This window comes from Cupriavidus sp. SIMBA_020, assembly GCF_046535395.1.
In the GTDB taxonomy this organism is placed as follows: Bacteria; Pseudomonadota; Gammaproteobacteria; order Burkholderiales; family Burkholderiaceae; genus Cupriavidus; species Cupriavidus campinensis.
Window position 1 is genome coordinate 227,357 of the sequence record NZ_JAWRWU010000007.1, and the last position, 20,326, is coordinate 247,682.

Consider the following 20,326-nt stretch of genomic DNA (forward strand, 5'->3'; position numbering starts at 1 on the left):
GTGCTTTCGCGTGTGTGCGGATTACTTGCGCTTGAACCAGAGGCGGATGGTGTCCCACAGGCGGCCGAAGAAGCCGGCCTCGGGCACGTCCTCGAGTGCCACCACCGGGAACTCGCCCACCTTGGTGGTGCCGTCCATCAGCTTGACCGTGCCGACCTGCTGGCCGGCCGTGATCGGGGCCAGCAGCAGTTCCTGGCGCTCCAGCACCGGCTTCAGGCGGCTGCCCGTGCCCTTGGGCACCGTGACGAAGGTCTCGTTGGACACGCCGATCTTGACCGTGCCGGCGGCGCCCTTGTAGATCTCGGGCGTGGCCAGGACCTGGCCCTTGTCGTACAGTCGCAGGGTGTCGAAGAACTGGAAGCCGTAGTTCAGGATCTTCAGGCTTTCCTGCGTGCGCACCTGCTCGCTGGTGGTGCCGATCACGATCGACACCAGGCGGCGGTTGCCGTTCGGCACGTTGGTCAGCGGGCGCTGCGCCGACGAGATCAGGCAGTAGCCGGCCGACTTGGTGTGGCCCGTCTTCACGCCGTCCACGGTGGGGTCGATGTACAGCAGGCGGTTGCGGTTCGGCTGCTTGATCTTGTTATAGGTGAACTCCTTTTGCGAGTACATGCCGTAGTACTCGGGGAAGTCCTTGATCAGGCGCGTGGTCAGCGTGGCCAGGTCCACCGCCGTGGTGTAGTGCTCCGGGTCGGGAATGCCGTCCGTGTTCGTGAAGTGCGTGCCCTTGAGGCCCATGCGCTGGGCCTCGCGGTTCATCATCGCCACGAAGCCTTCCTCGGAACCGCCCACGGCCTCGGCCAGCGCCAGCGCGGCGTCGTTGCCGGACTGGACGATCAGGCCCATCAGCAGGTCCTGCACGCTGACCGGCTTGTTCGGCTCGATGAACATGCGCGATTCGTCGCTTTTCACCTTCAGCACGACGTTGGTCGGCACCACGGTCTGGTCCAGCGTCAGGCGCTTTTCCTTGATCGCCTGGAAGGCCAGGTAGGCCGTCATGATCTTGGTCAGCGAGGCCGGCTCGATGCGCAGGTCCGCGTTCTGCGAGGCCAGCGCCTGGCCGCTCGTCACGTCGTACAGCATCCAGGACTTGGCGGCGACCTGCGGGGTCGGCACGCCCTGCGCCAGCACGGCGGCAGGAGCGGCGAGCGCGACAGTAACGGCAATAGCGACGGGGGCAAGGGCGGACGCGAAGCGCGGCGTGGCTCTGTTCATAGGTGCGAATTCCAACGGATGAGGGTTGCGCGGACGGGACGGATCACCGGTCCCACGCGTTGACGACAAGCTGCTTGATCAGGTGCAGCTTGCGATGAAAAAAATGGTCGGCGCCGGGAATGACGATGACCGGGAGCTCCTGCGGGCGGACCCAGTCCAGCACGCTGGCCAGCGGCACGGTCTCGTCCTGCTCGCCATGGATGACGATGGTGTCGGCCGGCACCGGCGCCACGTCCCAGCGGCTGGTGGCGGTTCCCACCAGCACCAGGCGCTGCGCCGGCGTGCCGGCTTCGGCCAGCCGCCGCGCCACGTGCGTCTGCACGAAGCTGCCGAACGAGAACCCGCCCAGCGCCAGCGGCAGCGTGGCGACGTCCGGTGACCACGCGGTCTGGGTGCGCATCCAGTCCACCACGGCCAGCAGGTCGTCCTGCTCGCCAATGCCCTTGTCATGCTCGCCCGCCGAGTTGCCCACGCCGCGGAAGTTCGGCCGCACCGTGGCGTAGCCGAGGGCGACGAAGGTGCGCGCCAGCGTCTGTGCCACCTTGTTGTCCTTGGTGCCGGAGAACAGCGGGTGCGGGTGGGCCACCAGCGCCAGGCCGCGCACGGGCACGCCCTGCGGCAGGTCGATTGAGATATCGATGGCGCCGACGGGGCCGGGAATCGTGGTGACCTGGGTATGCGCGTTCATGGTGGCAGGGGCAGGGGTGCGGAGCGGGACGAAGACAGCAGACGAAGACAGCGGGCAACAAAAAAACCGGGCGGACCCGGCGGGCACGGCGAGGCGGATCAGCGGTCGAGCATCAGGCGTTCGACCGGCTTGCCGTTCACCAGATGGCTGTCGATGATCTCGTCGATGTCCTGCTCGTCGACGAAGGTGTACCAGACGGCCTCGGGGTAGACCACCAGCACCGGCCCGAGTTCACACCGGTTCAGGCAGCCCGCCTTGTTGATCCGGACGCGGCCCTCGCCACCGGCAATGCCAAGCTGCTTGCAACGCTTCTTCGCGTATTCCTGCATGGCCTGGGCGTTGTGGTCGGTGCAGCAGGCTTTGCCGTCGTCGCGCGTGTTCAGGCAAAAGAAGACGTGGTGTTGGTAGTAGCTGCTCATGCTCGGGCGCGCTCGCGCGGGGCGCGATGCGTCGATGGCGTTGGGGAAGCACGGAATTATACGTTGTCAGACTCCGCGTTCCGCCATGCGGGGCTGCCCGGATATCCGGAATCTGGCGGGCGATGGGGCGGTGCCGGGCCGCACCATTCGGCTAAATGTGATGTGATATGCGCTTATAAAGCGCTCCTTTCGCCGCATCGCCTTCCGGAAACCCGGAGCGGGTCAGTCCGGATTTCTGGAAAGCCAGACGGAGCTATCGTCCGAAAAATCAAAAATCCTTCCAAATCAACGATTTGAAGGTGACTGCCTCGGTGGCATGCCTGTTGCAAATAGTTACCTTCAGACGCGCCGCAATCCGCCAGGCGTGCAAAGCGGGCGCCCCGAGCGCCCGGCACCGGTCAAAAAACACCGAGGAAGACATCATGAGGAAACCCTTCTACAAGATCCTGTACGTGCAGGTGCTGTTCGCGATTGCCGTGGGCATCCTGCTGGGCCATGTCTGGCCCGACACAGGCGTGGAGATGAAGCCGCTGGGCGACGCCTTCATCAAGCTGATCAAGATGATCATCGGCCCGATCATCTTCTGTACCGTGGTGTCCGGCATCGCCGGCATGCGCGACATGAAGAAGGTGGGCCGGGTGGGCGGCAAGGCGCTGCTGTATTTCGAGATCGTCTCGACCTTCGCGCTGCTGATCGGCCTGGTGGCCTCGCACGTGCTCAAGCCGGGCGTGGGCTTCAACATCGATCCGGCCACGCTGGATACCAAGTCGATCTCGCAATACGTGTCCAAGGCCCACGGCCAGAGCACGACCGAGTTCTTCATGCACATCATCCCGGACACGGTCTTCAGCGCGTTCGCCAATGGCGACATCCTGCAGATCCTGCTGGTCTCGCTGTTCTTCGGCTCGGCCCTGGCCGTGCTGGGCGACCGCGCCAAGATCGTGCATGACATGGTGGACCAGGTCTCGAAGGTGTTCTTCCACATCGTCCACGTGATCACCAAGGTGGCCCCGATCGGCGCCTTCGGCGCCATGGCGTTCACCATCGGCAAGTACGGCCTGGGCTCGCTGGTGCCGCTGCTGAAGCTGATCGGCACGTTCTACTTCACGGCCATCGTGTTCGTGCTGGTGGTGCTGGGCACCGTGGCCAAGTTCACGGGCTTCTCGATCATCCGCTTCGTCGCCTATATCAAGGAAGAACTGCTGATCGTGCTGGGCACCAGCTCCTCCGAGGCCGCGCTGCCGCACCTGATGGAGAAGATGGAGCGCCTGGGCTGCTCGAAGTCGGTGGTGGGGCTGGTGGTGCCCACGGGCTACTCGTTCAACCTGGACGGCACCAATATCTATATGACGATGGCGGTGATCTTCATCGCCCAGGCTACCGGCATCGAACTGACGCTGCTCCAGCAGCTGACGATCCTGGCTGTGGCCATGGTGACGTCCAAGGGGGCCAGCGGCGTGACCGGCTCGGGCTTCATCACGCTGGCGGCCACGCTGGCCGTGGTGCCGACCATCCCGGTGGCCGGCATGGTACTGATCCTTGGCATCGACCGCTTCATGAGCGAATGCCGCGCGCTGACCAACATCATCGGCAACGGCGTGGCCACCGTGGTGGTCTCGGCCTGGGAAAAGGAACTGGACCGTGCCCGCCTGAACCGCGTGCTGCGTGGCGACGATGACGCCGTCGGACTGGCCGACGCGGCCCGCTGACATTTCCCGGCAACGGGTATCATCGGCGCGAGACCCTTCGTGCGCGCCGATGCCTCATTCCGACGATTTTCTAGCCGTACATGACCCCGCGGCGCCGGGTTCCGTGCATGCGCCCGGGCCCGGCCCGCGCTGGTATGGCTTTGCCGGCGCCCTGCTGGCCGGCCTGCTGCTGCTCTGCGGGCTGACCTGGCTGCTGTCGGTGCAGCGCGGGCTGGCCGCGCTGCAGCAATCCACGGCCATGCGCGCCGAGCGCTACGCCGCCACGCTCGAGTCCACGCTCGACCGCTACGAATTCCTCCCCGCGCTGGTTTCCCTGCACCCCTCGGTGCGCGGGCTGCTGGCCGCTCCCCAGGACCCGGCACGGATTGCCGCGGTCAATGACTATCTTGTCGATGTGAACCGGCGCGCGCGCGCCTCCGCCACCTATGTCATTGCCGCCAACGGCATGGCGCTGGCCGCCAGCAACCATGGCGAGCCGGGCAGCTTCGTCGGCACCGACTACCGTTTCCGGCCGTACTTCCAGCGCGCGGCGCGGGGCGAGGTGGGCCGTTTCTACGCCATCGGCATCACCAGCGACGAACCGGGCTACTACATCGCCCAGCCGATCGAGTCGGGCGGCAAGGTCATCGGCGTGACCGTGGTCAAGCTGAACCTGGAGTGGTTCCAGCGCGCCGGCGCGGGCCGGGCGGAGCCGCTGATGGTGGCCGATGACCACGGCGTGATCTTCCTCTCGTCCGTGCCGGCCTGGCAGTACCGCACGCTGCGCCCGCTGCCGCCCGAACTCCAGGCGGAGTTGCACAACACCCGCCAGTACCACGACCAGGCGGTCACGCCGCTGCCGCTGCTGGCGCTGGATTCGCCGGTCACGCGCTGGCTCGGCGACACCGTGCTGGGCGAGAACACCCGGCTGGTGCGCGTGGGCGCCGATGGCGAGCCCGGCAGCCCGGGCGGCGGCATCGGGCTCACGGCAGACCGGGGCGACCGCTACCTGGAGATCAGCCGCCCGGTCGGTCCGGCCGGCTGGACCATGCAGGTCATGGCGCCGCTGGACCCCGTGCTGGCCAGCGCGCGCGGCGCCACCGTGGGGGCGGCGCTGGCCTATGCCTGCATCGGCCTGCTGCTGGTGAACCTGCGCCAGCGCCGCCAGCGCGCGCGCGACATGCAATACAGCCGCCGCATGCTCGAAGCCGCCTATGACGAACTCGAGCGCCGCGTGGAGGCCCGCACGGCCGACCTGATGGCGATCAACGAACAACTCGAGGCCGAGGTGGCCGAGCGCACCCGCACCGAGGGCGAGCTGCGCGCCACGCAGGACGAACTCGTGCAGGCCAGCAAGCTCGCCGCGCTGGGGCAGATGGCCGCCGGCATCACGCACGAGCTGAACCAGCCGCTGGCCGCACTGCGCACGTTCTCGGACAACACGCGCGTGCTGCTGGAACGCGGCCAGCTGGACGCCGCCACGGGCAATCTCAGCGCCATCGCCGACCTCACCGCCCGCATGGGCAAGATCACCGGCCAGCTCAAGCTGTTCGCCGGCAAGGCGCGGCCCCGGCGCCACGCGGTGCGCGTGCGCGCCGCCATCGACCATGTGCTGCAACTGATGGCGCCGCGCCTGGCCGGCGTGGCGTTGACGGTGCGCGGGCTGGATAGCGAGGAGGTGGAAGGCGCCGAAATCGCGGTCTGGGCGGACGAACTGAAGCTGGAGCAGGTGCTGCTGAACCTGGTCGGCAACGCGCTGGACGCGATTGCCGGGGAGGGGCGGGAGGCACGCCAGGCCGGCCACATCGACATCACCGTGCACGTCGCCCCCGAGGCGGTGAGCGTGTCCGTGCGCGACAATGGCCCCGGGATTCCGCCCGATGTGCTGCCGCGCCTGTTCGAGCCGTTCTTCACCACCAAGGAGATCGGCCAGGGGCTCGGGCTGGGGCTGGCGATTTCCACGTCGATCGTGCGCGAGTTCGGCGGCCAGCTGACGGCGCAGAACGCGGAAGGCGGCGGCGCCGAATTCGTGGTGACTTTGCGGCGGGCGCACCAGCCCGCCACTACGGCCTGACAAGGCAAGCAGGAATAAGGGATGGCGATACAAGACGGATTGCGCGTGCTGTTTGTGGAGGATGAGCCGCTGGTGCGGCAGGCCACGGCGCAGAGCCTGGAACTGGCCGGGTTCGCGGTGCTGGCGCTGCCCTCGGCGGAGGCGGCCATGCCGCACCTGTCCGCCGACTTCCCCGGCGTGCTGGTCACCGATGTGCGGCTGGGCGGCGCGAGCGGGCTCGATCTGCTCCACCACTGCCGCAACGCCGCGCCCGGCGTGCCGGTGATCCTGGTCACCGGCCACGGCGACATCACGATGGCCGTGCAGGCCATGCGCGAAGGCGCCTATGACTTCATCGAGAAGCCGTTCGGGGCGGACCGCCTGACCGACACGGTGCGCCGCGCCCTGGAGCGCCGCGCGCTGGAGCTGGAGAACGTGGCCCTGCGGCGCGAGCTGGCGGGCCCGGCGGCGGGCACGCGCATCATCGGCCGCTCGGCGGCGATGGCGCGCGTGCGCGACCTGATCGCCAACGTGGCGCCCACCGATGTGCCGGTGATGATCAACGGCGAAACCGGCACAGGCAAGGAACTGGTGGCGCGCAGCCTTCACGCGCTGTCCACCCGGCGCGACGCGCCCTTCATCGCCCTGAACTGCGGCGCGGTGCCCGAGGCGATCTTCGAGAGCGAGATGTTCGGCCACGAGGCCGGCGCCTTCACCGGCGCGGGCAAGCGCCGCGTGGGCAAGCTGGAGCACGCGTCGGGCGGCACGCTGTTCCTCGACGAGATCGAGAGCATGCCGCTGGCGCTCCAGGTGAAGCTGCTCCGGGTGTTGCAGGAAGGTACGCTGGAGCGGCTGGGGTCGAATACCTCGGTGCCGATCGACGTGCGCATCGTGGCGGCGGCCAAGGGCGACATGGAGGGGCTGGTGGCGCAGGGCGCCTTCCGCCAGGATCTGCTCTACCGGCTCAACGTGGTGACGATTCCGCTGCCGCCGCTGCGCGACCGCCGCGAGGACATCGTGCCGCTGTTCGAGCACTTCATGCTGGTGGCGGCCGTGCGCTACCAGCGCCCCGCGCCGATCCTCTCGGAGATGCAGCGCCAGTCACTGATGCAGCGCCCGTGGCCCGGCAATGTGCGCGAGCTGCGCAACGCGGCGGACCGGCTGGTGCTGGGCGTGCCCGAGGGCGTGAGCGGCAAGCCGGACGTCGCGGACGACTCCACCCCGCTGCGCGAGCGCATGGAGCACTACGAGCGCGCCGTCATCGCCGATACGCTGGCGCGCACCGGCGGCGCGGTGAGCCAGGCGGCGGATCTGCTGCAGGTCGGCAAGGCCACGTTGTACGACAAGATCAAGCGCTACGGACTGTAACGGGCTTGGTACACTCGGGGCCCTTCGCCTCGTGCGCCCCTGTGATTGCTGATCCGCCCCATGTCCGAAGTCACCCGCTCCGCCTTGCCTGCCGCCGACATCGACGGCCATCAACTTACCGCGCCTGCTGTTGTCGATGTGGCGCGTGGCCGCCGCGCCGCGCGGGTGCCGGGCGCCGTGCTCGACAAGGTGGGCGAAGCCCGCGCGCGCTTCGAGCAGGTGGCCTCGGCCAATGTGCCGATCTACGGCGTCTCCACCGGCTTCGGCGAGCTGGTTCATAACTGGGTCGATATCGAACACGGCCGCGCGCTCCAGGAGAATCTGCTGCGCAGCCACTGCGCCGGCGTCGGCCCGCTGTTCTCGCGCGACGAAGTGCGGGCGATGATGGTGGCGCGCGCCAACGCGCTCTCGCGCGGCTACTCGGCCGTGCGCCCGCTGGTCATCGAACAGTTGTTGAAGTATCTGGACGCCGGCATCACGCCGGCCGTGCCGCAGGTGGGCTCGCTGGGTGCCAGCGGCGACCTCGCGCCGCTCTCCCACGTGGCCATCACGCTGATCGGCGAAGGCAAGGTCCTGACCGCCGATGGCGGCACCGCGCCCACCGCCGGGGTGCTGCGCGAGCACGGCATCGCCCCCATCGCGCTGGCCTACAAGGAGGGGCTGGCGCTGATCAACGGCACCTCGGCCATGACGGGCGTGTCCTGCCTGCTGCTGGAGACGCTGCGCGCCCAGATCACGCAGGCCGAGATCATCGCCGCGCTGGCGCTGGAGGGGCTGTCCGCCTCCGCCGATGCCTTCATGGCCCACGGCCACGACATCGCCAAGCCGCACCCGGGCCAGATCCGCTCCGCCGCCAACCTGCGCGCGCTGCTGGCCGATTCCGACCGCCTGGCCGGTCATGGCGAGCTGTCCGCCGAGATGAAGACGCGCGCCGGCGACGAGAAGAACACCGGCACCGGCGTCTTTATCCAGAAGGCCTACACGCTGCGCTGCATCCCGCAGGTGCTGGGCGCCGTGCGTGACACGCTGGACCATTGCGCCACGGTGGTCGAGCGCGAACTCAATTCGTCGAACGACAACCCGCTGTTCTTCGATGATGGCGCGCTGTTCCACGGCGGCAACTTCCACGGCCAGCAGGTGGCGTTTGCGATGGACTTCCTCGCCATCGCCGCGACGCAGCTTGGCGTGGTGTCCGAGCGCCGCCTGAACCGGCTGCTGAGCCCGCACCTGAACAACCGCCTGCCGGCCTTCCTGGCGGCCGCCAACGAGGGGCTGTCGTGCGGGTTTGCCGGCGCGCAGTACCCGGCCACGGCGCTGATCGCCGAGAACCGGACGATCTGCAGCCCGGCCAGCATCCAGAGCGTGCCGTCCAACGGCGACAACCAGGACGTGGTGAGCATGGGGCTGATTGCGGCCCGCAACGCGCGCCGCATCCTCGACAACAACCAGTACATCCTGGCCATCGAACTGCTGGCTGCCTGCCAGGCCGCCGAACTGGCCGGCGCGGTGGAGCAGCTGGCGCCGGCGGGCCGCGCCGTGTTCCACTTCGTGCGCGCACGCGTGCCGTTCCTGGCGATGGATCGCTACATGACCGATGACATCGAGGCCGTGGCCGCGCTGCTGCGCGACGGCGCCTTGCTGGATGTGGTGCGGCAGGCCGGCGTCGAACTCCTCTGATTGGATTTTCAGCCGGCTTCCCGGCCTACTTCCACATATCGCGCATGCGGCTGGCCAGGTCCACCTGGGGCAGGGGAGCCTTGGCCGGCGCGTCGCCGGGCATCGGCGGGGGCGGCCAGGACCGGCTGTAGAAGTTCGGCATCACCCGGTTCGGCAGGAAGCGCGTGCGCGACGCGTACACGTGGCGGTCGCCAAATCCCACCTGCTGATGGACGTAGAAGCGCTGCGGCACCACGATGTCGAGGTGGTCCTTGGCGCGCGTCATCGCCACATAGAGCAGCCGGCGTTCTTCCTCGATCTCTTCCGTGGTGCCCGTGGCGAGGTCGGACGGCATGCAGCCATCCACCGCATTGAGCACGTAGACCGCCTTCCACTCCTGGCCCTTGGCCGAATGGATCGTAGACAGGATCAGGTAGTCCTCGTCGCGCGAGGGCACGCCGGATTCATCGCTGGACGCGCTCGGCGGATCGAGCGTCAGTTCGGTCAGGAAGCGCTCGCGCGAGGCATAGGTGGCCGCGATCCGCTCGATCTGCTGGAGATCGGCCTGCCGCGCGGCGGCATCGTCGTGAATGCGCTCCAGATGCGGCAGGTACCACGCCACCACCTGCTCGAACTCCGACGGCCACGGCGAGGTGGGCGCCATCAGCCCGCGCGCCAGGGCGATCAGCTCGGCCCAGGCCGGCGCGGCGGCGGGCGGGGGCTCGAAGGCTTCCAGCGCCAGCAGCGGTTCGGTGGCCGCTTCCAGCCCCTCCAGCACGCGCGCGGCGGTCTTCGGGCCCACGCCGGGCAGCAGTTGCAGGGTGCGGAAGCCGGCCATGCGGTCGCGCGGATTCTCCAGCCAGCGCACCACGGCCATCACGTCCTTGACGTGGGTTGATTCCAAAAATTTCAGGCCGCCGAACTTCACGAACGGGATGTTGCGGCGGGCCAGTTCGATCTCGACCTGCGCGCTGTGGTCGGCGGCGCGGAACAGCACGGCCTGCGCCATCAGCGTCAGCCCGGCCTCGCGCCGCGCCAGCACCTGCTCCACCACGAAGCGCGCCTGATCGGCTTCATCGTTGACCACCACCACGCCCGGCTTCTCGGCCGACTCGCGCAGCGACCACAAATCCTTGGTGAATCGCTCGGCAGCCAGCCCGATCACCGCGTTGGCGGCGGCCAGGATCGGCTGGGTGGAACGATAGTTCTGCGCCAGCGTCACCTGATGGGCGGGCGGCGAGAAGTGCTGCGGAAAATCGAGGATGTTGCGGACCGTGGCGCCCCGGAACGCGTAGATCGACTGGGCGTCGTCGCCCACCACGGTCAGGCCGCGCCCGTCCGGCTTCAGCGCGAGCAGGATCGATGCCTGCAAGGCATTGGTGTCCTGGTATTCGTCCACCAGCACGTGGTCGAAGCGCGCGCCCATGTCCTGCGCCAGCGACGGCTCGGTCAGCGCCTGCGCCCAGTAGAGCAGCAGGTCGTCGTAGTCGAGCACCTGCTGCTTCTGCTTGGCGGCCACGTAGCCGGCGAACAGGGCCTTGAGCGCGTCCGCCCACATCGCATAGCGTGGAAATTGTGTTTTTAGGATCACTTCCAGCGGGAGCTGGGTGTTGACCACGCGCGAATAGATGGCGAGGCAGGTTTCCTTGCGCGGGAAGCGCGAGGTCTGCTCGGAGAGGCCGAGGTCGTGCCGCACCACGTGCATCAGGTCGGCCGAATCGCCCCGGTCGCTGATGGTGAAGGTGGGCGCCAGCCCCAGCGTTTCGGCGTACTCGCGCAGCAGCCGTGCGCCAATGGCGTGGAAGGTGCCCGACCATTGCAGCGCCGCCCGGCCCGCGCCGGTGCTGGTGCCCAGCGCCTGATCGACGATGCGCTCCACGCGGCGGCCCATCTCGGCGGCGGCGCGGCGCGAGAATGTGAGCAGCAGGATGCGGCGCGGATCGGCCCCACCCAGCACGAGGTGCGCCACGCGGTGCGCCAGCGTGTTGGTCTTGCCCGAACCGGCGCCGGCAATGATCAGCAGCGGCGCATCCCCGGCGTGCGACGCCGCCGCGCGCTGCTCCGGGTTCAGGCGGGACAGGTAGGCAGGGACGTCAGCAGGGACGTCGGGGGCGTCGGCTTCGAGAACAGGATCCGGGGACACGGGCAGGGGCAGGGGCGGCTGAGAAAATTCTGGCGCTCACTGTATATCCATACAGCCTGGGGAGGCAAGCGGGTCGTGAGGGCCCCACAACACAAGAGTGCGGTGCTGGGCGCAATTCGCCGGCGCCCTGGGGAATCAGCCCTTGATCGCCTTGCGTTGCCGCTTGAATGCCTTCAGATCCGCTACGGAAAATAACTGGCTACGGCCGACCGTTGCATGCGAAGTCAGCTTCCCATCGCGCACGAAGCGGCGGAAGGTGGCCATCGAGATCTCAAGATATTCCGCCGCTTCGGCTGCCGTGAAGTCGTCCTCTGCCAGGTGGCCGAAGACCTCCTCGTGGCTCAGATTCTCGTCGCGGAACGCACGTTGACCGACCATGGCGAAAAACTTCAGCCGCTCCTGCGCAGGCATCTCGCCAAGATGCCTCATCAGTTCTTCTGCGGTTGCAATATTCACGATTTCCTCTCTGCTTTCAGATACATCTTCAACTCGGCGTAGAAATTCTCGTGCGAGCCCACTTGGTAAAAATCAATCAGCAACAGTTCAATGTCGATGCCGGCAGCTTTCTGCGCTTCAGTGGGCGGCCGGTAGGCCATCAAGTATTCCTGGCGGTTGAACTTGAACTTATGGACCCAGATCCCCGCCAGATCCGCCACTTTCGCTTGGCCGACTTCCGGGTTGTTGCAAACGACTTCCACTTCATCCTCGAATGGTCAGTTGAAGTGGCTTATGCGCCTTTTTTACAAACTGGCTGAAAGGCTTCTTGTAGTTCGGCGTCATGACCCTTTATTTGATCAGAATTGATTCTATAACGAATCAACCGTGGTTGGTGACCGCCCGCGACGGCGAGGGCATCAGCTTGACCAAACTGGAGTGAATCCGACTTGAGCGGGCGCAGCCGATCGCAAAAAAAGAAAGGCACCCACATGGGGTGCCTTCTGTCAGTCAGCGATGTCCGCCGACGGCGGACGTTTGGGCGCTTCAGGCCGCGCTGGCCAGCGCACCGTCGAGCAGCTTGTGGAGCGATTCCCATTCGGGCTCGCCGACGTAGCGCTTGAGAATCTTCCCGTTCTTGTCGACCACGAAGGTCGTCGGGGTGAGTTGCACGTCACCGAAGGCCTTGGCGGCGGTGCCGTCGGAGTCCATCGCCACCTTGAACGGCAGTTCGCGGGTCTTGGCGAAGTTGGCCACGTACATCGGCGGGTCGTAGTGCATCGCCACGGCCACGAAGTCCAGGCCCTTGTCCTTGAACTGCTGGTAGGTCTTGATCATGTCGGGCATTTCCTTGACGCACGTGGTGCAGCTGGTGGCCCAGAAATTGATCAGGTAGACCTTGCCCTTGAGGTCGGCGGTGCTGACCTTCTCGCCCGAGAGCAGTGTGAAGGTGGCGGCGGGAACGGTGCCGGACGGCGCCAGCGCGCGGTAGCCGAAGACGCCAAGCAAGGCGAGGATGACCACGGCGACGGCGATCGGCACGATCGGGCGGCGCTTCGGGGCGGTGGAGACGGTGGAATCAGACATGGGAGGCAGTCCCGTGAGATGGATCGGCGGAAAATCGTCGAGAAATCGACCAAACGCGTCGCTATTCTACTTCCGGGCGATCTTGGCGCGCGCGGTGTCCAGCGCCTGCTCCAGGTAGGCGCCGTAGAAATCGCCCTGCAAGCCCAGCAGCGCGTTGGCCACCGGCTGGCCGTTGGCGTCGAGGAACAGCACGGTCGGCGCCACGGATACATTGTGGGCGCGCGCCCACTTCTTGGCGGTGGTCATGGTGCCGTCGATGTCGCGGATCGGCGTGTCGGCGGTCATGTCCACTTCCCGTGCGGCGATCTCGCCGGCGGCCACCTGCGGCGCCAGGTAGTTGCGGCGCACGGTCTCGCAGTAGCTGCAACCGGGCAGGCTGACCAGCACCACCAGCGGCTCGCCGGCCTTGGTGGCGGCGGCGGTCTGGGCGGCCACGTCGGTCACGGCGGGCAGGTGGCCCGCCGCGTGGGCGGCGCCGCTGGCCAGCAGCAGGGCCGCGAGCCAGGGCAGGGCACGAAGGGTGGACAGGCGTGGACGCATGGCGGGGGGCAAGACTCGGGTGCGAAACTCGCAGAAAATCGATGCGGCGACGAGCGGTCGCGCGCGGCTTCCCGGATAATACCGGCTTGCGCCAGCGGGCGTGCGAGTGGCCGAAGGCGCACCCGCCACCGCGGTTGCCTAATAAGAATGCTCTCCATGCTCCGCCAACCCCGCCGACCGCTCCGTTCGCTTCCCCACGCCATCCTGCCGTCGCTGGTCCTCGTGCTGCTGGCGGCGCTGGCCGGCTGCTCGCCGCGCTATGACTGGCGCACCATCCTGTCTGACGAAGGCCAGTACGCCGCGCTCTACCCCGGCAAGCCGACCAGCGCCGCGCGCGACGTGGCGATTGCCGGGCGCAAGCTGCCGATGACCATGGAGGCGTCCCGCATCGACGACACGCTGTTCGCCGTGGGCGTGGTCACGCTGCCCGCCGACGACGCGGCGCTGCGCCGCGAGGCGCTGGCGTCGATGCAGGCCGGCCTCGTGGCCAACCTCGGCGCCCATCCCGAGGCCCCGGCGCGCACGCGCGCGATCACGGTGACATCGGCGGCCAAGCCGCCCGTGGCGCTGGAGGGCGTGGAATTGACGGTGACCGGCGTCTCGCCGCAGGACAAATCGCCGCGCCGGCTCACCGCGCGGCTGGTGGCGTCCGGCACGCGCGCGTACCAGGCCGTGGTGCTGGAGGCGGGCGACGCCGCCCGCGATGCGCGGCAGGCCGAGCAGGTAGAGCAGTTCCTGACCGGATTCCATCCGTTCTAACAGATTTTTGTGATGTAACTGACGTTCCAGGGAGAACAAGATGCGTTGGGAAGTGTGGCTGGCGTATTTCGCCGCGTGCTGGGTGATCGCGATTTCGCCGGGGTCGGGCGCCGTGCTGTCGATGAGCCACGGGCTCTCGTACGGGCTGAAGAAGACCACGACGACGATCATGGGCCTGCAACTGGGCCTGGTGATCATCCTGCTGATCGCCGGCGGCGGGCTGGGCGCGCTGCTGCTGGCCTCCGAGGAGGCCTTCGTGGTGGTCAAGACCATCGGCGCGGCCTACCTGATCTACCTAGGCATCCAGCAATGGCGGGCGAAGGTCGAGTCGCAGGGGGATGGGGAGGGCGATGCCGAAGGCGCCCCGGGCCGCGTGCGGGTGGCCGTGATGAGCCGCCGCCGCCGGTTTGCCACCGGCCTGCTGACCAATGTGACGAACCCCAAGGGCATCATCTTCATGGTGGCCGTGCTGCCGCAGTTCATCGATCCAACCCATCCGCTCGGGCCGCAGCTCGCCATCCTGGCCGCGACGATGTGCGGCGTGGATCTGGTCGTCATGCACGGCTACGCGCTGCTGGCGTCGCGCATGCAGGGGCTGTTCCGCAACGCCCGCGCCGTGCGCTGGCAGAACCGCTTCTTCGGCGGTGTGCTGGTGGCCGTGGGCACCGCGCTGTTCTTCGTACGCCGGCATCCGGCCTGAACCTCCGGGCAGAAGATAGTCACGATCCGGCTGGCGCCTGCCGGCCGGGTTTGCTTCAATGGGGAGAGACCGTTGCCGGAGACTCCCCATGCCTGCTGTACTGCGCTCTGCCCTGACCGCCCCGACTGTCCTGACCGCCGCGCACCGGGAGCCGCCTCCCGAGCCCCCGCCGCCCGGCCACCCGCCTGACCTCCCGCCGATCGAGGAGCCGCCGCCCCCGCCGGTGGAACCCCCGGTCTAACCCGCCCGCAACGCGCGCCGGTACTGGATGGCCTCCGCCACATGCGCGGCGGTCAGTACGGCCGCATCCTCCAGATCCGCAATCGTCCGGGCCACCTTCAGCACCCGGAAGTACGCCCGCGCCGACCAGCCCAGCTTCTGCATCGCCCCGCGCAGCAACGCCTGCGCGTCGGCCGCCAGCGGGCAGTGATCGTCGATGGCACGCCCGGACAACTCCCCATTCGGCATGCCCTGCCGGCCCAGTTGCCGCGCCCGCGCCGCCACGGCTCGCGCGCGTACCGCCGCGCTGGCCTCGCCGGGCGGCCCATCGAAAATCTCCTGCTGGCTTTGCGCCGGCACCTCGATCTGCAGGTCCACGCGGTCCAGCAGGGGCCCGGACACCTTCGACTGATAGCGCTGGATCTGGTCCGGCGTGCAGCGGCACGGCCGCGACGGGTGGCCGAGGTAGCCGCACGGGCACGGGTTCATCGCCGCCACGAACTGGAAGCGCGCGGGGAAGTCCGACTGGCCTGCCGCGCGGGAGATGGTGATGTGTCCGGTCTCCAGCGGCTCGCGCAGGACCTCGAGCACGCGGCGCTCGAACTCTGGCAATTCGTCGAGAAACAGCACGCCGTGATGGGCCAGCGAGATCTCTCCAGGGCGCGGATTGCCGCCGCCGCCGACCAGCGCCGGCGCGCTGGCCGTGTGGTGCGGGCTGCGGAACGGGCGCCGGCCCCATTGCGCCGGCTGGAAGCCCCCTGGCGTCAGGCTCAGCACGGCGGCGGCCTCGAGCGCCTCGGCAGCCGTCATCGGCGGTAGCAACCCGGCGAATCGTTGCGCGAGCATCGACTTGCCGGTGCCGGGCGGCCCCACCAGCAGGGCGGAATGCTGGCCCGCCGCCGCGATCTCCATCGCACGCCGCGCCTGTAGCTGGCCGCGCACGTCGCACATGTCCGGGCCGACGTTGGCGCTATCCGGCCAGGTAGCCAGTCCCGGCGGCTCGGCGCGCGGCAGGCGCCGGTCGGGCAGGGGGCCGAGGTGGTCGCAGACATCGCGCAGCGTGGCGCCGGCGTGGACGGTCAGGCCATCGACCAGCGCGGCCTCCGGGCCGTTGCCGTCGGCCACGATAAAGGCGCGCGCCGGCTGGCCCTGGGCGGTGCGGCGGGCGTTGTCGCGGGCCAGCCCCATCGCCATGACCAGCGCGCCGCGCACCGGGCGCAGGTCGCCGGCCAGCGACAGCTCGCCGGCAAACTCGAAGGCATCGAGCCCATCCCCTGGCAACTGGCCACTCGCCACGAGGATGCCAAGCGCGATGGCCAGGTCGAAGCGGCCGGACTCCTTGGGCAGGTCCGCCGGGGCGAGGTTGACGGTGATGCGCCGGGCCGGGAACTCGTAGGCGCTGTTGAGCAGGGCGGCACGCACGCGCTCGCGGCTCTCGCGCACCTCGGTGTCGGCCAGCCCGACGATATTGAACGCGGGCAGGCCGTTGGCGATGTGGATCTCCACGGCCACCGGCGGGGCCTCCACCCCGGTCAGCGCCCGGCTGCGCAGCACGGCGAGACTCATGGTGCGGGCCGCTCCAGATTTGCGAAAGTGTTAACGAAAAAGGCCGCCGGAGTCCGGCGGCCTTCCTGGCCTTCAGGTGTGGCGCGGGGTCGGCGCCTGGGCGTCATACCCCTGCCGTCGGCGCGCCGCCCTGGGGCGCTGCCCCCGGCGTGGCGCGGCGCTCAAGCTCGGCCACGCGGGCTTCCAGTTCCTCGAGCCGGGCGCGCGTGCGGGCCAGCACCTGCGACTGCACGTCGAATTCCTCGCGCGTGACCAGGTCCAGGCGCGCAAAGCCCTGCGTCATCATGCTGCGCACGTTTTTCTCGATGTCCTTGGCCGGCGAGTTGCGCAGCGCTTCACTGACCTTCTGCTGCAGGTCGTTGAACAGATCGGTCGGTTTCATGGTGGAACTCCTCGTGGTGACCAATGCAATGGATTCGGGGTCCGCTGCGCTGCTATCCGCACTCCCGCACCGGAATGGTGCCGGCCGGCCCGGCGGGCGCCGGGATCGACGCATGCCGGTGCACCTGACTGGGGCGCGGTGCGCCATGGCACCCGTCTTGTGTCCGTCATGCGTCCGCCGGCGCCTTCGCGCCCGGGGGATCGCGCCAAGCGCGCAGCACTTGACCCTGCATGGGCGGATTATGACCCCTCGGCGCCCGCCATGAAAGCGCCGGCAAGGCTCGGACACATCTTTTAACGGATTTGGCGAGTGGGAAATGCCGCGTTCGATCGTCGGCAAAGTGGTGCGTCGGGCGCCCACGGGCGATTCGCAGGCCCTCTTGGCGGACGCATCGCCGGCGGGGAATCGGGCTGGCACGGCTGTTGCAGTAATCGGCTCAGGAGCGTCAATGCCCGAGGCAGCGGAAAAAGCCGCCCGGGCACCAACAAAGGTAGCAAACACCTCAATCGAGCCCGCGAAGACCACAAGGAAAAGGAGAAACCCCGATGAAGACGTTCAGCCTCGCAGTCAGCGCCAGCGCCGCCGCACTTCTGCTGGCGGCAGCCCCGGTCATGGCGCAGACCGCCCCGGCCGAGCCGGCCCCGGCCGCAGCCCCCGCCGAGGAAGCATCGCCGCATACCTTCACGGCGAACGTCTCGCTGGTCAGCGACTACCGCTATCGCGGTATCAGCCAGACCAATCGCCGCCCGGCCATTCAGGGTGGGTTCGACTACGCGCATTCGAGCGGCTTCTACGTCGGCAACTGGAACTCAAGCATCAGCTGGCTCGAGGACGCCGACTCGTCGGTCTCGGCGCCGGTGGAAATGGACTTCTACGGTGGCTTCAAGAACACCTTCAGCGCCGGCGGCGCCGAGTTCAACTATGACGTGGGCGTGCTCGAGTACTACTACCCGGGCGGCTACACCACCACGCGTCCCTACACGACCGAGCTGTATGCCGGCATCGGCTGGGGCCCGGTGTTCCTGAAGTACTCGCACTCGCTGACCAACCTGTTCGGGTTCGACGATTCGAAGAACAGCTACTACATCGACCTGACGGCCAACGTGCCGCTGAACTTCTGGGACCTGACCTTCAACGCCCATGTGGGCTACCAGGGCGTAAAGAACTTCAGCGATGCGTCGTACACCGACTGGAAGGTCGGCCTGACCAAGGACCTGGGCAAGGGCTTCTCGCTGGCGATTGCGTACGTGGACACCAATGCCGACAAGGCCGTCTACACCAATACGCGCGGCCGCTACCTGGGCAAGTCGACGTTCTGGGCGTCGCTCACCAAGACTTTCTAATTTGTGCATCGAGGTGGGCGGCCTGCCAGACCGGGTCGCCCCGAGGAGAAATGGGATGAAACTCATCATTGCAGTCATCAAGCCGTTCAAGCTGGACGAGGTGCGCGAGGCGCTCTCGGACGTCGGCGTGTCCGGTATCACCGTGACCGAAGTCAAGGGGTTTGGCCGCCAGAAGGGCCATACCGAGCTGTACCGGGGCGCCGAGTACATCGTGGACTTCCTGCCCAAGGTGAAGATCGAGGTGGCGGTGCCGGACGACGTGGTGGAACGCGCCATCGAGGCCATCGAGAAGTCGGCCCGCACCGGCAAGATTGGCGACGGCAAGATCTTTATCGCGCCGATCGAACAAGTCATTCGCATCCGCACCGGCGAGACCGGCGGCGACGCGCTCTGACACGAGACAAAAGACACGAGACAAGAGGTTAAGCTCATGACAACCTGGTTCAAGCGAATCCTGACCGCCGGCGCGATGTCGCTGGCGCTCGGCACGGCCGGCCTCGGCCTGTCCACCCATGCCGTGGCGCAGGACAAGCCCGCCGCCGAGGCTTCGGCCCCGGCAGCGGCCACCGCCGCCGCCCCCGCTGCGGCCGCGCCGGCTGCCGCGGCCCCTGCCGCCGCCGCTGCTGCGCCGGCCGAAGCTGCCCCCGCCGCCGCACCCGTGCCGAACAAGGGCGATACCGCCTGGCTGCTGGTCTGCACGGCCTTCGTCATCCTGATGACGCTGCCCGGCCTGGCCCTGTTCTACGGCGGCCTGGTCCGCTCCAAGAACATGCTCTCGGTGCTGATGCAGTGTCTGGTGATCTTCTCGGTGGTGTCGATCCTGTGGGCCATCTACGGCTACAGCTTCGCCTTCACTGAAGGCAACGCCTTCTTCGGCGGCACTGACCGGCTGTTCATGAAGGGCCTGACGGTGGACGCCGTGGCCGCCACGTTCAGCAAGGGCGTGGTCGTGCCGGAACTGGTGTTCTTCGCCTTCCAGTGCGCCTTCGCCGCCATCACCTGCAGCCTGATCATCGGCGCCTTCGCCGAGCGCGCCAAGTTCTCGGCCGTGCTGGTGTTCGTGGTGCTCTGGTTCACCTTCGCCTACATCCCGATGGCCCACATGGTCTGGTTCTGGCCGGGTCCGGACGCCTACACCGACGCCGCTGCCGGCACCGCCGCCACGGCCAAGTCGGGCTGGCTGTTCCAGAAGGGCGCGCTGGACTACGCCGGCGGTACCGTGGTGCACATCAACGCCGCTGTGGCGGGCCTGGTGGGTGCCTTCATGTACGGCAAGCGCATCGGCTTCGGCCGCGAGGCGATCCGTCCGCACAGCCTGACCTTCACCATGGTCGGTGCCTCGCTGCTGTGGTTCGGCTGGTTCGGCTTCAACGCCGGCTCGGGCCTGGAAGCCAACGGCGGCGCCGCCCTGGCCTTCGTCAACACGCTGCTGGCTACCGCCGCCGCCGTGCTGTCGTGGACCTTCGGCGAGTGGATCGGCAAGGGCAAGCCGTCGATGCTGGGTGGTGCCTCGGGCGCCGTGGCCGGCCTCGTGGCGATCACCCCGGCAGCCGGCTTCGTCGGCCCGATGGGCGCCATCGTGATCGGCCTGCTGGCTGGCCTGCTGTGCCTGTGGGGTGTGACCGGCCTGAAGCGCCTGCTTGGCATGGACGACTCGCTGGACGTCTTCGGCGTGCACGGCGTGGGCGGCATCCTGGGTGCGCTGCTGACCGGCGTGTTCGCCGCACCGAGCCTGGGCGGCACGGGCATCTATGACTACGTGGCCAACAAGGTGGCGGACGATTATTCGATCGCCGGCCAGGTCTGGATCCAGTTCGAAGGCGTGCTGACCACCATCGTGTGGTCGGGCATCGTGGCCCTGGTGGCCTACAAGCTGGTCGACATGCTGATTGGCCTGCGCGTTCCGGAAGAGGAAGAGCGCGAAGGCCTGGACATCACCTCCCACGGCGAAACCGCCTACGAGGTCTGATATCCGCGACAGAGTTGTGCTGGAGAGCTGATTGGGAATCTTCTCTCAGGAGTTTCGCCCGGCCTCGTGCCGGGCTTTTTTCTGCCCGAAAGCCGCC

At 67.9% G+C, this 20,326-nt stretch carries 20 protein-coding genes; 10 read left to right on the plus strand and 10 right to left on the minus strand.

Going from position 1 to position 20,326, the window contains the following annotated elements:
• Window positions 1–21 precede the first annotated feature (21 nt).
• The 3 genes from SB751_RS15955 to SB751_RS15965 all read right to left on the minus strand — a co-directional run bounded on the left by SB751_RS15955 (window position 22) and on the right by SB751_RS15965 (window position 2,322).
• Window positions 22–1,215 (minus strand): D-alanyl-D-alanine carboxypeptidase family protein, encoded by a 1,194-nt coding sequence (locus tag SB751_RS15955; protein ID WP_144199024.1) that lies wholly within the window; start codon window positions 1,213–1,215, stop codon window positions 22–24.
• Window positions 1,216–1,258: 43 nt separating this feature from the next.
• On the minus strand, window positions 1,259–1,903 hold the full coding sequence (locus tag SB751_RS15960; protein ID WP_144199022.1) for an alpha/beta hydrolase: 645 nt from the start codon (window positions 1,901–1,903) through the stop codon (window positions 1,259–1,261).
• Between the two features lie 98 nt (window positions 1,904–2,001).
• Window positions 2,002–2,322, minus strand: coding sequence for a (2Fe-2S) ferredoxin domain-containing protein (locus tag SB751_RS15965; RefSeq protein WP_144199020.1), 321 nt, complete (start codon window positions 2,320–2,322; stop codon window positions 2,002–2,004).
• 422 nt (window positions 2,323–2,744) lie between these two features.
• On the opposite strand from SB751_RS15965, the gene SB751_RS15970 reads away from it, so the two are divergent.
• Genes SB751_RS15970 through cmdF form a run of 4 tightly spaced genes read left to right on the plus strand, consistent with a single transcriptional unit; the run spans window position 2,745 to window position 9,108 of the window.
• A complete protein-coding gene (locus SB751_RS15970; RefSeq protein ID WP_250025017.1) occupies window positions 2,745–4,031 on the plus strand; it encodes a dicarboxylate/amino acid:cation symporter in 1,287 nt (428 codons plus the stop codon).
• A gap of 49 nt (window positions 4,032–4,080) precedes the next feature.
• Window positions 4,081–6,084, plus strand: a complete 2,004-nt coding sequence (locus SB751_RS15975) for a sensor histidine kinase (RefSeq protein WP_144199016.1) — start codon at window positions 4,081–4,083, stop codon at window positions 6,082–6,084.
• Between the two features lie 27 nt (window positions 6,085–6,111).
• Window positions 6,112–7,431, plus strand: a complete 1,320-nt coding sequence (locus tag SB751_RS15980; RefSeq protein WP_186296883.1) for a sigma-54-dependent transcriptional regulator — start codon at window positions 6,112–6,114, stop codon at window positions 7,429–7,431.
• A 60-nt stretch (window positions 7,432–7,491) separates the two neighbouring features.
• On the plus strand, window positions 7,492–9,108 hold the full coding sequence (cmdF, locus tag SB751_RS15985; protein ID WP_144199012.1) for a tyrosine 2,3-aminomutase: 1,617 nt from the start codon (window positions 7,492–7,494) through the stop codon (window positions 9,106–9,108).
• Window positions 9,109–9,133: 25 nt separating this feature from the next.
• On the opposite strand, the gene SB751_RS15990 is transcribed toward cmdF, so the two are convergent.
• From SB751_RS15990 to SB751_RS16010, 5 genes are all read right to left on the minus strand, one after another.
• On the minus strand, window positions 9,134–11,230 hold the full coding sequence (locus SB751_RS15990; protein WP_186296877.1) for an ATP-dependent helicase: 2,097 nt from the start codon (window positions 11,228–11,230) through the stop codon (window positions 9,134–9,136).
• A gap of 135 nt (window positions 11,231–11,365) precedes the next feature.
• Window positions 11,366–11,686 carry a helix-turn-helix domain-containing protein gene (locus SB751_RS15995; protein ID WP_092291574.1) on the minus strand — a complete coding sequence of 107 codons (321 nt, stop codon included), beginning with the start codon at window positions 11,684–11,686 and terminating at the stop codon, window positions 11,366–11,368.
• A complete protein-coding gene (locus SB751_RS16000) occupies window positions 11,683–11,928 on the minus strand; it encodes a type II toxin-antitoxin system RelE/ParE family toxin (protein ID WP_244845075.1) in 246 nt (81 codons plus the stop codon). The genes SB751_RS15995 and SB751_RS16000 overlap by 4 nt, the downstream gene beginning before the upstream one ends.
• A 283-nt stretch (window positions 11,929–12,211) precedes the next feature.
• The gene (locus SB751_RS16005) at window positions 12,212–12,751 is read right to left on the minus strand and encodes a TlpA disulfide reductase family protein (protein ID WP_144199008.1); all 540 of its coding nucleotides are present in this window, start codon (window positions 12,749–12,751) and stop codon (window positions 12,212–12,214) included.
• 66 nt (window positions 12,752–12,817) lie between these two features.
• Window positions 12,818–13,291, minus strand: coding sequence for a thioredoxin fold domain-containing protein (locus tag SB751_RS16010; protein ID WP_144199006.1), 474 nt, complete (start codon window positions 13,289–13,291; stop codon window positions 12,818–12,820).
• A gap of 156 nt (window positions 13,292–13,447) precedes the next feature.
• Between SB751_RS16010 and SB751_RS16015 the strand changes: the two genes are divergently transcribed.
• The 3 genes from SB751_RS16015 to SB751_RS16025 all read left to right on the plus strand — a co-directional run bounded on the left by SB751_RS16015 (window position 13,448) and on the right by SB751_RS16025 (window position 14,991).
• The gene (locus tag SB751_RS16015) at window positions 13,448–14,050 is read left to right on the plus strand and encodes a hypothetical protein (RefSeq protein ID WP_149136824.1); all 603 of its coding nucleotides are present in this window, start codon (window positions 13,448–13,450) and stop codon (window positions 14,048–14,050) included.
• Between the two features lie 40 nt (window positions 14,051–14,090).
• Complete coding sequence (locus tag SB751_RS16020) at window positions 14,091–14,750, plus strand: LysE family transporter (protein WP_144199002.1); 660 nt, start codon at window positions 14,091–14,093, stop codon at window positions 14,748–14,750.
• Between the two features lie 88 nt (window positions 14,751–14,838).
• Window positions 14,839–14,991, plus strand: coding sequence for a hypothetical protein (locus SB751_RS16025; protein ID WP_186296876.1), 153 nt, complete (start codon window positions 14,839–14,841; stop codon window positions 14,989–14,991).
• On the opposite strand, the gene SB751_RS16030 is transcribed toward SB751_RS16025, so the two are convergent.
• Complete coding sequence (locus SB751_RS16030) at window positions 14,988–16,535, minus strand: YifB family Mg chelatase-like AAA ATPase (protein ID WP_144198999.1); 1,548 nt, start codon at window positions 16,533–16,535, stop codon at window positions 14,988–14,990. The genes SB751_RS16025 and SB751_RS16030 overlap by 4 nt on opposite strands.
• Before the next feature lie 103 nt (window positions 16,536–16,638).
• The gene (locus tag SB751_RS16035; RefSeq protein WP_144198997.1) at window positions 16,639–16,917 is read right to left on the minus strand and encodes an accessory factor UbiK family protein; all 279 of its coding nucleotides are present in this window, start codon (window positions 16,915–16,917) and stop codon (window positions 16,639–16,641) included.
• A 545-nt stretch (window positions 16,918–17,462) separates the two neighbouring features.
• Here SB751_RS16035 and SB751_RS16040 point away from each other — a divergent pair.
• From SB751_RS16040 to SB751_RS16050, 3 genes are read left to right on the plus strand one after another with little or no spacing between them, the layout of a single operon-like run.
• A complete protein-coding gene (locus SB751_RS16040; protein WP_144198995.1) occupies window positions 17,463–18,260 on the plus strand; it encodes a TorF family putative porin in 798 nt (265 codons plus the stop codon).
• 55 nt (window positions 18,261–18,315) lie between these two features.
• Window positions 18,316–18,654, plus strand: a complete 339-nt coding sequence (locus tag SB751_RS16045; RefSeq protein WP_092291590.1) for a P-II family nitrogen regulator — start codon at window positions 18,316–18,318, stop codon at window positions 18,652–18,654.
• Window positions 18,655–18,690: 36 nt separating this feature from the next.
• Window positions 18,691–20,229, plus strand: a complete 1,539-nt coding sequence (locus SB751_RS16050) for an ammonium transporter (protein WP_144198993.1) — start codon at window positions 18,691–18,693, stop codon at window positions 20,227–20,229.
• The last annotated feature ends 97 nt before the right edge of the window (window positions 20,230–20,326 follow it).